This window comes from [Clostridium] ultunense DSM 10521 (genome assembly GCF_000511955.1).
Lineage (GTDB): Bacteria > Bacillota > Clostridia > Tissierellales > Tepidimicrobiaceae > Schnuerera > Schnuerera ultunensis.
On the sequence record NZ_AZSU01000001.1, the window covers coordinates 478493 to 492791 of the forward strand.

Sequence of the window (14299 nt, forward strand, 5' to 3'; positions counted from 1 at the left end):
GTTTCCCTTACCTTAATTTATTTAAATGTTATATCTATTATATTTCTGGGTCTCTATTACAGTCTTTAGAATAAATATAGGAAAGTGGTTCTTGACCTACTGCATAAGTTGCTTGTTGAATAAAGGGTCCCATCCATATAAAATCTCCTTTTTTAACAGGAATCCAATTATTGTCCAAGTTATAGATTCCTTCTCCAGACAATAAATAGGCTCCATGTTCTTGAACATGGGTTTCAATAAATGGATGACAACCGCCAGGCTGGAACGTTAGTATATGCATATTCATATCGAAAGCCATATCTGTTGGAAGCAAATCTATTAAAGTTACATCCTCCATACCCTCGTAAATATTTGCTTCCAAATTATTTATATTGTCACACACAACCCATGGTTCTGGAATCCCTTCAACTGGAATATATCTTTGTTTATAGAGAATAAGTTTTGTACTTGAATTTGAATTATTTTCTAGCAACATGTTTAAATGAGGTGGGCAGTATACGTAGCCTCCTTGATTCAATTCATACTTAGTGCCATCAACTACTACATCTAAAGCCCCTTCTCTAACAAATACAAAGGTTTCGATGCCATCTCCACCAAAAGCTTTAGTAGTTTTACCCTCTGGCTCCATTTCTATAAGATATTGAACGAAGCTTGCACCTAGCTTGGGTGAAGCAATTATACTTGTAGTACACTTCTCAAAATAAGGCAATTGATTATTGACAAGACCCTCTGGTGGAATAAGAGCATACCTACCATGCTGTATAATGGCTCTAGTACTTAATAGATCTTTAGGATAACTCATTATATAATTCTCCTTTCTTATTAAATCCTATAAAATAAGTTTGACTATATTATATCAATTTAAAAGGGATAAACACTTTATCCAATATGGATAAAAATATAATTTAATTTTATCCATGAATTAATGCTGAAATATTATATGATTAAGTTAAATAAATAACAAACTCAATCAAAAGTATAAAAAGAGGTGATAAATTGATTAGAAGGAGAAAGGATTATAAGATAGAAAAAGTTGAAAGCTTAAAAGGTGGAAAAGGATATGTAACAGTTATTAACTTTTTTGAAATGGAAGATTTTCTTGGTAAAGGAAGGTTATATGGGAAGTCAATTATAAAACCTGGTAATTCTATAGGATACCATACTCATGAAGGAGACCAAGAAGCTTATTTCATTTTAAAAGGCAAAGCCTTATATAATGATAATGGCAAAGAAGTAATATTAGAACCTGGAGATTTGGCTATATGTAGAGATGGAGAATCCCATTCCATTGAGTCCATTGGAGAAGAAGATTTAGAGTATATAATGCTAATACTTTATAGTTAATAAACTAAACATCTTAGATTTATTAGTAGAAGGGTGTGTGGAAAATGATTTCAACCAAAGAAATAAACTTGGAAAAAGAGATTGTAGATTTCATTGAATGGTTAAGTAGTTTTGGAAAAAATGAGAATGGTGGAATTACAAGATTATTATATACAGATGAATGGAAAAAGACTCAAGATGGATTAAAGGATTTAATTGAAGAAAAAGGTTTTCATGCATACTACGATGAAGTAGGAAATCTATTTGCACGATTAAATGGGAGCACTTATACCAATGAAACAATATTAACAGGCTCTCATATAGATACCGTAATAAATGGAGGAAAATATGATGGACAGTTTGGAATAATTGGCGGAATAATTGCTATGGAATATTTAAGGGATACCTATGGACCACCTGTTAGAAATATTGAAGTGGTATCAATAGCAGAGGAAGAAGGAAGTCGTTTTCCCTTTGCCTTTTGGGGTTCAAAAAATATAATTGGTGCAGTCAAAAAGGAAATGGTGGAAGATCTTAAAGATCTTAATGGTTTAGGATTTGTGGAGGAAATGTATAGGGCAGGTTTTGGCTTCAAAGATGAAAGTTATGAAGGTAGGGATGATATAAAGGCTTTCATAGAGCTTCATGTAGAGCAGGGAGGAGTCCTTGAAATAGAAAAAAAGCCAATAGGGATTGTTGAACATATAGTTGGGCAAAGGAGATTTACTATAGAAGTTAAAGGGCAATCAAACCATGCCGGAACTACCCCTATGTGTTATAGGAGAGATGCTCTATACGGCACCAGTAAGATGATTCAAGCTATTATGGATAAGGCTATAGAATATGGTGAACCACTAGTTGCAACAGTGGGAAGCCTTGAAGTAGAACCTAATACTGTTAATGTTGTTCCGGGACAGGTGATATTCTCATTGGATATAAGGCATATATGCAGGAATATTTTAAAAGAGTTTACTGACGAAACTATGTCAATAATTAAAAAGATTGCATTAAAGATGGATCTGGAAGTAAAGATTGAAAAATGGATGGATTGTGACCCAATAGCTATGGATAAAGAATTGGTAGATATTATAAAAAATAAATGTTCACAAAAAGGTTTGGACTATAAAGTAATGCACAGCGGTGCAGGCCATGATTCTCAAATTTTTGCCAAGGTGATGCCAACTGTAATGATCTTTGTACCTAGCCATAAAGGCATAAGCCATAGTCCGCATGAATATACAGAACCAGAGGATTTAGTAGAAGGTGTAAAGGCATTAATACAAGCTTTATATTGTTTAGCTTATAAATAACTACTTAATAAGAATTTCAATAAAAAGGAGGTTCAAAAATGTTTGATTTAGTTATTCAAAATGGAAATATTGTTGGGTTAAACAAAATTTTCAAAGGTAGTATCTATATTAAAGATGGAAAGATTTCTGCCATTACAGTAGAAAATCTGGATATTGATAGCAAAGAAACTATAGATGCTACTGGCAAGTTTATCTTTCCTGGTGGTATAGATTGCCATGCTCACTTAAATGATCCAGGATATAACTGGAGGGAAGATTTTGTACATGGCTCAAAAGCTGCGTCTGCAGGTGGTATAACTACTATTATAGATATGCCACTTCAAAATGAGCCAGCTCTTACCAACAAAGAGATTTTTGAGACTAAAGAAGAATATTTAAAAAACAAATCAGTAGTAGATTATGCTTTTTGGGGAGGCCTAGTAGATAATAACTTAGAGGATTTAAAGGGATTATATGAAGCAGGGGCTGTGGCTTTGAAAGCATTTATAGGACCTGTGTCTCCTGATTATTCTTCTGTCCACATGGGAATTGTAAGAGAAGCTATGAAAATAGCAGCTCCGTTAGATCTATTATTAGGATTTCATTGTGAGGATTATTCAATTATCAAAACTAATGAGAAGATAGCATTAGAAAATGGAAGACTTACAAGAAAAGATTTTTTAAACTCAAGACCAGTTATAGCAGAGCAATTAGCAACAAGGAATATTATAGACCTTGCAAGAGAAACGGGAGCAAGAGTTCATATATGTCATGTGAGTCATCCAGCAGTAGCAGAAGAAATTAAAAAGGCACAAAGGGAAGGAATAAATATTACAGGAGAAACCTGCTCCCACTATTTATTATTCACAGAAGATGATGTAATAGAGAAAGGTACAATTTATAAATGTGCACCTCCTTTAAGGAAAAAGGATGAAATGGAGGAGTTATGGAATTATGTCATAGATGGTACTATTAGTTGTATTGCTTCAGATCATTCTCCTTGTGCTTTGGAAGAAAAATCAGAAGAAAGGCATAATGTATTTGGAGCATGGGGTGGTATTAGCGGGATCCAAAGTACTTTTCAGATTATGTTTAATGAAATAGTACATAAGAGAAATTTATGTCCTACTCTGCTAACAAAAACACTATCCTATGGACCGGCTAAGGCTTTTGGTCTATATCCATTAAAAGGGTTATTGGAACCAGGCAGTGATGGTGATTTAGTGATAGTAGATCCAGAAAAAGAATGGGAGATTACGCCTGAATCCCTATTCTATAAGAATCAAATATCTGCTTTTGTAGGGCAGAAAGGAAAAGGATTACCTATTATAACAATTGTACGAGGTAAAATAGTTTACAAAGAAGGTAAGATAGAAGTAGAACCGGGTTATGGTAAGCTATTCAAGGACATTAGAGATTGATTAAAAGGGGAGGAATAATGATGGCTATGGAAAACTCTACAGTGCACAATGAAGTTATTACTGACAAGGGGATTGGAGAAGAAAGTTTGTTGCCTCAGGAGCATAGGATAATGAATAATACTTCCTATTTGTTAACATGGCTTGGGGGATGTGTATCAATAGGAACTTTTATGATGGGAGCAAGTCTTGTTCCACCTGCAGGAAGTTTGAATTTATTACAAGCGCTCCTTGCTATGATTATTGGTAATACTGTAATAGCAATAGGACTTACAATTAATGGCCGTGCAGGGCATCAGTATGGGATACCCTTTATTGTTCAATCAAGAAGTTCTTTTGGTATAAAGGGAAGTATAGTTCCAGGATTTATTAGGGCAGTTCCTGCGGTTATTTGGTTTGGTGTTCAAAGTTGGGTAGGTGCTCTTGCAATAAATAATATATCCATAATACTATTTAATTATGATAATTTAGTGCTTTTTTTCATAATATTTCAAGTTATTCAGATTATTATGTCAGCATTAGGATTTAAAGGAATTAAGTGGATTGAGAATATTGGTTCAGTATTTATCTTATGTTCCTTAATATATATGTTCTACTATATAAATACCAATTTTCAAACTGTAATATCTGAAAAACTCATTAATATTCCTGGTAGTTGGGGTTTGGAATTTTGGGGGGGTACAACTGCCTTTTTAGGTATTTATACAACAATGATGTTGAATGTTAGTGATTACATGAGGGAATTTAATAAGGAAGCCAAACCTTCTATTGCAACTATAATCCATTGGTTAGCAATTGTTCCAGCAACATTATTTATGGGCTTAATCGGTTTAATGGCTTCAGGAATAACTGGAGAATGGGACCCAATAATTCTGTTTACAGAATTAATTCCAAACAAATTTGTATTAGTATTAGCTTTAATGTTTATTGCTATATCTCAAATTACTACAAATGTTTTAAACAATGCTCTTCCTCCGTCTTATGTTTTAATGGATATATTTAAATTACCATATAGAAAATCTGTAATAATCGTAGGTTTGTTATCCTTTTTAACTTTTCCTTGGAAAATTACTACACAGGGAGCATTTATGTTGTTCGTACAGTTTTATTCAGCATTTTTAGGTCCAATATTTGCAGTAATGGTAACGGATTACTATTTTGTTAGAAAACAAAAATTAGATTTGGAGTTGCTTTACAATGAAGATGGACCATATAAGGATATTAATTGGGCAGGCATGATTGCTATATGCGTAGGGGCAGTTGTTGCTTTAATAGAGGTGCAATTATCTTGGTACTCAAGTTTAATTCCTGCAGGATTAACTTATTATTTGTTGATGAAATCGGGGAAAACAAGTAAATCTTTTCTTAAAGGATCGAATATGGGATAATTTCTTACAGTAAACAACTTCACTTTTTCAAAAGTGAAGTTGTTTACTGTATTTTTAAAAGTAAAATTATAGTTTAAATATTGACTTTTGTTGCTGGAAATAATATAATGATTTTAACAAGATGCAAATAGATTTACCAATATTAAAATTATATGTGAAAAGATTTATTTAATAAGTTAAAAGATATAAATTATAGATAATTATTAGGAGGTTGAAAAATGAAAAACAGAAAACTTGTAATGATACCAGGACCTACTCCTGTTGTTAGATCCATACAAGATCAAATGGGAAGGGAAACCGTTGCTTTTGGAGACCCAGATTTTATCAAGGATTTTAAAGAAGTTATTGAAGATTTGAAAACTATATTTAAAACAGAAGGAGAAGCCTTTGTTGTAGCCGGAACAGGTACATTAGCCATGGAAATGGGAATAGCTAATGTTACAAAAGAAGGAGATAATGTATTAGTAGTATCCACTGGTTTTTTTGGAGATCGTTATGTTGAACTTTGTGAAAGAAAAGGCTTAAATGTTGATGTTATATCTTCAGAATGGGGAACTATAGTACCTGTTGAAGATATTGAAAAGAAACTAAAGGAAAAGAATTATAAAGCTGTAACTGTTACCCATGTAGATACTTCAACGGGGGTATGTGCTCCAGTAGCTGAAATAGGTCAAATAGTGAAAAAGTTTGAAGACACTGTACTAGTAGTTGATGGGGTGTGTGCTACCGCTGCAGAGCCGGAGTATTTAGATGAAATGGGTATAGATGTACTTATAACTGGGTCACAAAAGGCTTTTGGAGTTGCTCCAGGTCTTGCAATAGTACTTGCGGGACCTAAAGCATTGAAAAGAAGAGAATCCTTAGGAACTATTAGAGATTATTATTTAGATTTTGAAAAATGGATTCCAATTATGAATGAACCAGCAAAATATTTTGGTACTCCACCAGTTAATATGATATGGGCATTACAAGAATCCTTAAGGATTATGAAAGAAGAAGGTATTGAAAATAGATATGAAAGACATATAAAAGTAGCAAAAGCTATGCAAGCAGCACTAGAGGAACTAGGATTTACAATATTAGCAGAAAAAGAGCATAGGGCAGTTACCCTTTCAAATGTACTATATATGGATGGTATAGATGATGGTGAGTTTAGAAAGATATTAGCAGAAGAAGGAGCAGTAGTAGCAGGGGGGCTAGGGGCCTATGCAGGAAAAATGTTTAGATTAGGTCATATGGGTAATATAGACACCCATGATTTAGTATCAACTATGTCAGCTATTGAAAGAACCCTTTATAGATTAGGAATAAAAGATGTATTAGGAAAAGGCGTTGGTACTCTAACAAAAGAGTTGATGAAATAATGGTTTATTGCATAAGATAGTCTCCGAAAGGAGGCTATCTTATTTTATCTCTATATATGTTATAATGAGAGAGCTTTACTTAAATTAAAGGAGAAGACTTGCCATATATTCCTAGGAGGTAGATAAAAATGTCTATAAATGAAAGCCAGCATAATATCATTTTTATTGCTACATATAAAAAGATGGCAGAACAAGCTGAATTAGTAGTTAAAGAGTTAGGTATAGAAGTAGAAATAATACAGGGATTAAATTTATCTGATAGTGTGCAAGCTGTACGACAGAAAAATCAAGATAATATTATAGATGTAATAATTACTAGAGGCGGTACAGCCTTAAAAATGAAGGAAGAATTTAATATTCCTGTAATAGAAATAGAGGTTACTATACTTGATATATTGAAAGCCGTTGAAAAGGCTAAAAAGCATGGTAGAAGAATTGGTGTTATAGGATTTCCAAATATAATTTGCAACATATCCTCTTTATCTGATTTTTTAAATGTGGATATAGTTGAAATTCAGATTAATAGTATTCAGGAAAGTACTGAAGCAGTAAAAAAAGCCTCCCAATTAGGTGTAGATGTAATTGTTGGAGATAGAATTGCAGTAGAGACTGCAGCTAGATTTGGCATTAATGGGCAACTTATCGCGACAGATACATACGAATGTATAATTAAATCCTTTTATAAAGCTATAGAAATTGCAAATATGAAAAAACGGCAACTAGCTAAAGCTGAGGAACTAAGGTTAATAACTGAACTTACCCATAATGGCATAATAGCAATAGATAGGGAAGGTATTATAACTTTATTCAACGCAGAGGCAAGTAGAATATTGAATATTAAACCAGAAGATGCAACTAATAACCCAGTTGATGAAATAATTCCAGAAATTAATCTAACCAATACTTTGACAACAAAATTGAATATATTTGACGAAATTACTGATATTGGTAGAAAACATATAGTTCTTTATAAAGCCCCTATTTTAGTGGGTGAGGTTGCATTGGGGGCAGTAGCTACTTTTCAAACTTTAGAACAGATACAATTTATTGAAAAGAAAGCTAGAAAAAAATTAAGCCAAAAAGGACATATTGCTAAGTATACATTCGATTCCATATTGGGAAAAAGCAGAATTATTAAGGATATAAAAGATAAAGCAAAAAAATATAGTCTAGTAGATTCAGCTATATTAATTTATGGAGAAACAGGAACAGGAAAAGAAGTTTTTGCACAAAGTATACATAATCATAGTTTAAGACGAAATGGTCCTTTTGTCGCAGTAAACTGTGCTGCTCTTCCTTATTCCCTCTTAGAGTCAGAACTTTTTGGCTATGTAAAAGGTGCCTTTACGGGAGCTAGAGATGAAGGGAAAATGGGATTGTTTGAACAAGCTCACGGTGGGACCATATTTTTAGATGAAATTGGCGAAATACCTCTAAAAGTACAAGCTAGACTTTTAAGAGTATTACAAGAAGGACAAGTACAAAGAATTGGTGATGACAGAATTATCACCGTAGATACTAGAATCATATGTGCAACTAACAAGAATCTTGTTGACTTAATGAAATCAAACAAATTTAGAGAAGATTTATATTATAGAATAAACGTTTTAAATATAGAACTGCCAAATCTTAGGGACAGGGTAGAAGATATCCCAAATTTTGTAAATCATTTTATTGATGTAAAATCTAAGGAATATAAAAAAATAATAACTAGTATAGATGATGAGGTAATTTTAAGACTTTCGACTTATTCTTGGCCCGGGAATATCCGTCAACTAGAAAACATTATTGAACGGTTAGTTGTAGAGAGTAGTGACGGTGTAATTACAATAGATGATTTAAATAATGTTATGGAAGACGGGATGGCAAGAGATATGAGCACTCTAAATATTGATGAAATAACAAAAAAAACTGTGGAAACAGCCCTTAGAATATCAAAAAACAATAAAACTTTGGCTGCTAAAACACTTGGCATAGATAGAACAACTCTTTGGAGAATGATAAAAAGATTTAATATAGAATAGTGCTGCAGAAACATAAAAATAGTTGCAAAATGCAACATATAAACCTATTGATAATAATAGGTTTATATTTATATATTGCAAAAAGCAACATTATTTATATATAAAATCGGCCCAAACCTTGTATTAATGCTATTATTAAACATTGGCATACTAATTGCATTATATTTATAGTGATATACAAATCTATATTAAAGTTTGTTTATTAACAAACATTAAATAAGGAGGAATGAAGATGTTTAAAAGAAATCGTTTTTTTGTACTATTAAGTGTTATTATGATTTTGTCAGTTTTGTTGGCAGGCTGTGGAAGCAAAGAAACAGCCAAAGAGGTAAAGTATCCAGAAAAACCTATAAATGTTTTGCAGGGCTTTAAACCTGGGGGAGGAAGTGATACTTTAGCTCAACTTACTCAACCTTATTTAGAAAAAATCTTAGGACAAACTTTTGTAAACCAATACATGCCAGGTGCAACTGGTGCAATTGCATGGACTGAACTTTGTAAAAAGTCTAAAAATGATGGGTATACACTCAGCATTACTAATACCCCCATGTTAATGACTAACTATATTATGAATGATGAAATAACATACAGTATTGATGAATTAGATCCTATTGCAAACGTTGTTACTGACCCTGGAGTTATTGTTGTAGGTAAGGATAGTAAATATGAAACTGTACAGGATTTTTTAGATGATGTAAAGGCAAATCCTGGACAAATTACAGTGGGGAATTCTGGAGTAGGTGGAGATGACTTTTTTACAACATTAATGGTTGAAAGGGAAACTGGCTTAAAATTCAAAATGGTTCCTTTTGATGGAGATGGTCCTTCTTGGCAAGCAGCCGCAGGTAATAAAATTGATGTTAGCTTTAACAATTTAGGAATTACATATCCACAAATAGAAGCAGGAAACTTAAGAATATTAGCTATATTTTCTGAAGAAAGAAACGATATGGTTCCCGACACTCCAACTTTTAAGGAATTAGGCTATAACGTAGTAGCTGGTTCATCCAGAGGATATAGCGCACCTAAAGGGATACCAGATGAAATCAAAGAAATATTATGTCAAGCTTTTGAAGAGATGGCGGAAAATCCTGATTTTGTAAAAGCTGCAAATGATAGAGCTTTACCAGTAGATATTAAAGTCGGAGATGAATATGCAAAATATTTAAAAGAACAGGAAGAAGCATTTACTGAAATATGGAATGAAGTAAAGGATCAATATAAAAATTAGGATAGAGGCAAGACCTCTTTCCTAATTTCCAGGAGGTGGGTAAATGAGAAATCATATTAAATTATTTATTGCAGGTATATTAGCTATTGCTTTTTCATTAGTGTTTTTCTTTAATTCATTTCAATTGCCTAAAGAGGCGGTTAAATTACCAAGAATATTAGTTGGATTAATTATCTTATTATCCATAGGGATTATGATAGAAGGTTACTTAAGAGAAAGAAGAGATACTAAAACAACGAAAGCAGCAGATGAAAATAATGAAGAAGATGAAGAAAATAAACTTGGACCAATAAACTATAAACGGGCTATTATATTTACCATCATGATCGCAACTTATATATTTCTTCTTGAACCAGTAGGATATTTTATTGTAACTCCGGTATATATTATTTCAACTTATCTTTTTTTGAAGGCTACAAAGGTAAAAAATATGATAATCATTTCGGTAGCTTTTACTGCTTTTGTTTATTTTGTATTTGTTGTATTTTTGAAACTACCTATTCCAATGGGAATATTGCAATAAAGGAGGGAATAAGATGATACTTGAAAATATATTAATTGGATTAAATAATGCAGTGTCCCTTGCTAGTTTAATAGCAATTGTTATTGGAACCTCATTAGGATTATTTGTTGGAGCTATGCCTGGATTATCTGCAACAATGGCCATTGCTCTTTTATTGCCAATTACTTTTGGTATGGATCCTGCTACTGGAATTAGTATGTTAGCTTCATTATATATGGGAGCTATGTATGGAGGTTCAATAGCCGCTATATTGATAAAAACTCCAGGTACTCCAGCAGCAGCAGCAACAGTAATGGATGGCTATCCGCTAAATGAACAAGGAAAAGCTGGAAAGGCATTTGGAATTTCATTATTTGCTTCTTTAATAGGTGGAGTTTTGTCTAGTATTGCATTAATGACTATAGCACCTTTATTAGGGAATTTGGCGTTACAATTCGGACCTGTTGAACTATTTGCAGTTGCTGTATTAGGAATTACAATAATTGGTTCATTATCTCAGGGTTCTACTTTATTAGGACTTTTATCAGGAGCAATAGGTTTGCTATTGGCATTGGTAGGAATGGACCCGATTACTGGAACTCCAAGATTTACTTTTGGCTCTATTTATCTGTTTTCAGGGATTCCTTATACTGTAGCTTTAATTGGTCTTTTCTCTATACCACAAGCTATTAGATTAATCGAGAGAGATGAAAAGGTTAAAAAGGCAATAAATAGTTTCACAGATAAAATGTTACCTACATTAGATGAGTTAAAATTGATAATTCCAAACACTATTAGATCCTCTATTATTGGTATTGTTACAGGTATAATACCCGGTACTGGTGGAGATACGGCTTGTTGGTTTGCATATAATGAAGCAAAAAGGTTTTCAAAGAATAAAGATAAATTTGGCAAAGGAAGTATTGAAGGATTATCCGCTGCAGAATCAGCAAACAATGCTGTAGTTGGTGGAGCTTTAATACCTACTCTTACTTTAGGAATTCCAGGCAGTTCTGCTACTGCAATAATTATGGGTGGGCTTATGGTACATGGAATTATGCCCGGTCCTACACTTATGACTGAGCATGCAGGTATTACCTATACTTTAATATGGGCTTTGCTATTTAGCAGTATTGCTATGTTTGGGTTAGGGCTCATATTTACTAGACTAGCAATCAATGTAACAAAAATAAGCAATAAAATACTAGCACCTGTAATAATTATTCTATGTGTAATAGGGTCCTTTGCCATAAATAACAGTATATTTGATGTATATTTAATGTTTGCCTTTGGAATACTGGGATATTTTATGAATAAAATTAATATGCCTACAGCACCTATGGTAGTGGGAATGATTCTTGGACAAATGTTAGATACAAGCTTACATCAATCATTGTTAATAGGACAAGGAAGCTGGATGGTATTTATAAAAAATCCTATTTCAGCAGTATTATTGGCAATTGCTTTAATTTCAGTATTACAATCAACACCTTTATTTTCTTTTATAAAGAAAAAAATAAAATCTAATAAAAAGGAAGCTGTGAATTAAATTTTTGGGAGGTAAAAATGGTAGAACAAAGAAGTTTAAATATGCTAGATGGTCTTTCGGGGGCTTATCCCCGTAGTATATATAAAGCCATGGGTTATGATGATAAAGATTTCAAAAAGCCATTAATAGGCATAGTAAACTCATGGACAGAAGCTAACCCTGGCCATGTACACCTTAGGCAGTTAAGTGAGCATGTTAAAAAAGGAATTTGGTCTAATGGAGGTATGCCTGTAGAGTTTAATACGATTGCACCGTGCGATGGAATAGCTCAAGGTAAAGGTATGCATTATATCTTACCTAGTAGAGATATAATATGTGCATCTGTAGAATTGATGGTAGAAGCTAATCAATTTGATGGTTTGGTAATGCTTTGCTCCTGCGATAAAATAGTGCCAGGCATGCTAATGTCAGCCGCATCACTAGATTTACCAACAATTTTCTTGACTGGTGGCCCAATGGAACCTTATACCCACAATGAAGAAGATTTGATACTAAGCGATGTAAAAGAAGCTATGGGAAGATTTAAAGCTGGAATTATTGATGAAAAAGAGTTTAAAGTAATAGAGGACGAAACATGTCAAACTTGTGGTGCTTGTGGGATGATGGGAACTGCAAACACTATGGGAACTTTGGTAGAAGCTATGGGGTTGTCACTACCAGGTTGTGGAACTATTAGCGCAGTAGCTTCATCTAGATTAAGATTAGCAAAGACAACAGGTGAAAGAATAGTTGATATGGTAAGGGAAGACTTAATTTCAAGCAAAATAATGACTAAAGGTAATATGGAAAACGCTATTAAATATATATTAGCAATAGGTGGCTCTTCTAATGCCATATTACATATACCTGCCATAGCAAAACAATTAGGTATAGAATGTAATATGGATTTGTTTGATGATTTAAGTAGGAGCACTCCATTATTGGCTAAATTTAAACCTGCTTCAAAATACACTTTAAAAGATTTCCATAGGGCAGGTGGTGTACAGGCTCTACTTAAGTCTTTAGAATCAAAATTAGATCTAAATGTTATGACAGTAACAGGTAAAACTGTTAAAGAAAATTTGGAAAAGGTTAAATTTGTTGAAAGTGATATTATACGAAGTTTGGACAATCCATTAGCGGATGAAGGAGGAATAGCAGTATTAAAGGGAAACCTAGCGCCAAAAGGTGCTGTGGTTAAACAATCAGGAGTATCAGAAAGAATGATGGTCCATAAAGGACCAGCTAAAATTGCCAATTCAGAAGAAGAGGTAAGGGAAATATTGCTTAACGATAAAGTTAAACCCAGCGATGTATTAATCATAAGATACGAGGGGCCAAAAGGTGGACCAGGTATGCGTGAACTATCTATTCCTGCAGCATTGTTAGTTGGAATGGGGTTAGGAGATTCAGTTGCTATGGTAACTGATGCCAGGTATTCAGGAGCAACTAGAGGTCCTTGTATTGGATACGTTACACCCGAAGCAGCAGATGGTGGACCTTTAGCTATTGTAGAAGATGGAGATATTATAAGCATAGACATACCTAATAGAACTATTAATATAGAAATTTCTGATGAAGAGATGAAGAATAGGTTATCTAAATGGAAGTATGAGCCCAAGAAAGAATTAAAAGGATTCTTAAAAACATATCAAAAAATAGTGAGTACTGCAAATGAAGGGGCTAGTATCTATTAAGCAATCTGGTAATATGTCAAGAGATAATTTTAAAAGAAAGTAAAAGAAACAATTAAAAAAGGGTAATCTTAATAGAACCTATGATTTCAATCAAAAAATAGGTTCGGGAATTAGAAGTATTTTATTGTGTCTCTCCAACTTTATCGCTGGAGTAGATTTGATTTTTAGTCAGCAATCCAAAAATCAGGCGTACTAATTTACGAGATGTAAGTGCGAGTGCTCGTTTATGCTGGTGAGTTGTCACCTCACCGAACTTTTTGTTGTAGTATTCTTTGTATTCAGGTGAATTGTTTTTAATACTATTAGCAGCTTCAATTAAATAATATCTAAGATACTTGTTACCGGTTTTAGTCATGTTTGTATTATCAGAGGTGTGATTCCCTGATTGATTAACTCTCCAGGTTAGACCTGCATATTTAGCTAAAGCATTATGGGAATCAAATACACTAATAGAACCAATTTCGGCTAAAATGCCACTAGCTAATACAGGGCCAATACCTGGTATGGATCTTAGAGATTGATACTCAGTAGTATT

12 protein-coding genes are annotated in these 14299 nt (G+C 33.2%); 10 read left to right on the forward strand and 2 right to left on the reverse strand.

What is annotated here, in order from left to right:
* Window positions 1–37 precede the first annotated feature (37 nt).
* Window positions 38–802, reverse strand: coding sequence for a (S)-ureidoglycine aminohydrolase (gene allE, locus CUL_RS0102460; protein ID WP_005587723.1), 765 nt, complete (start codon window positions 800–802; stop codon window positions 38–40).
* A 194-nt stretch (window positions 803–996) separates the two neighbouring features.
* Here allE and CUL_RS0102465 point away from each other — a divergent pair, with 194 nt between their 5' ends.
* The 10 genes from CUL_RS0102465 to ilvD all read left to right on the forward strand — a co-directional run bounded on the left by CUL_RS0102465 (window position 997) and on the right by ilvD (window position 13764).
* Window positions 997–1344 (forward strand): cupin domain-containing protein, encoded by a 348-nt coding sequence (locus CUL_RS0102465; protein ID WP_005587722.1) that lies wholly within the window; start codon window positions 997–999, stop codon window positions 1342–1344.
* A 44-nt stretch (window positions 1345–1388) separates the two neighbouring features.
* Window positions 1389–2633 (forward strand): allantoate deiminase, encoded by a 1245-nt coding sequence (gene allC, locus CUL_RS0102470; RefSeq protein ID WP_005587720.1) that lies wholly within the window; start codon window positions 1389–1391, stop codon window positions 2631–2633.
* 38 nt (window positions 2634–2671) lie between these two features.
* Window positions 2672–4033, forward strand: coding sequence for an allantoinase AllB (gene allB / locus CUL_RS0102475; protein ID WP_025640392.1), 1362 nt, complete (start codon window positions 2672–2674; stop codon window positions 4031–4033).
* Between the two features lie 20 nt (window positions 4034–4053).
* The gene (locus CUL_RS0102480; protein ID WP_097677619.1) at window positions 4054–5418 is read left to right on the forward strand and encodes an NCS1 family transporter; all 1365 of its coding nucleotides are present in this window, start codon (window positions 4054–4056) and stop codon (window positions 5416–5418) included.
* Window positions 5419–5636: 218 nt separating this feature from the next.
* Complete coding sequence (locus CUL_RS0102485; protein WP_005587718.1) at window positions 5637–6782, forward strand: pyridoxal-phosphate-dependent aminotransferase family protein; 1146 nt, start codon at window positions 5637–5639, stop codon at window positions 6780–6782.
* A 128-nt stretch (window positions 6783–6910) separates the two neighbouring features.
* Window positions 6911–8806 (forward strand): sigma 54-interacting transcriptional regulator, encoded by a 1896-nt coding sequence (locus CUL_RS0102490; protein WP_025640394.1) that lies wholly within the window; start codon window positions 6911–6913, stop codon window positions 8804–8806.
* A 232-nt stretch (window positions 8807–9038) separates the two neighbouring features.
* Window positions 9039–10037, forward strand: coding sequence for a tripartite tricarboxylate transporter substrate binding protein (locus CUL_RS0102495; RefSeq protein WP_005587716.1), 999 nt, complete (start codon window positions 9039–9041; stop codon window positions 10035–10037).
* Window positions 10038–10080: 43 nt separating this feature from the next.
* Window positions 10081–10560, forward strand: coding sequence for a tripartite tricarboxylate transporter TctB family protein (locus tag CUL_RS17865; RefSeq protein WP_025640395.1), 480 nt, complete (start codon window positions 10081–10083; stop codon window positions 10558–10560).
* Between the two features lie 13 nt (window positions 10561–10573).
* Entirely contained in the window at window positions 10574–12088 is a 1515-nt protein-coding gene (locus tag CUL_RS0102505) for a tripartite tricarboxylate transporter permease (protein ID WP_025640396.1), read from the forward strand.
* Between the two features lie 17 nt (window positions 12089–12105).
* Window positions 12106–13764, forward strand: coding sequence for a dihydroxy-acid dehydratase (ilvD, locus tag CUL_RS0102510; protein ID WP_025640397.1), 1659 nt, complete (start codon window positions 12106–12108; stop codon window positions 13762–13764).
* Window positions 13765–13885: 121 nt separating this feature from the next.
* Here ilvD and CUL_RS0102515 read toward each other — a convergent pair.
* Window positions 13886–14299 (reverse strand): IS110 family transposase (locus CUL_RS0102515; RefSeq protein WP_025640398.1); only part of this gene is annotated, 414 nt, incomplete at its 5' end.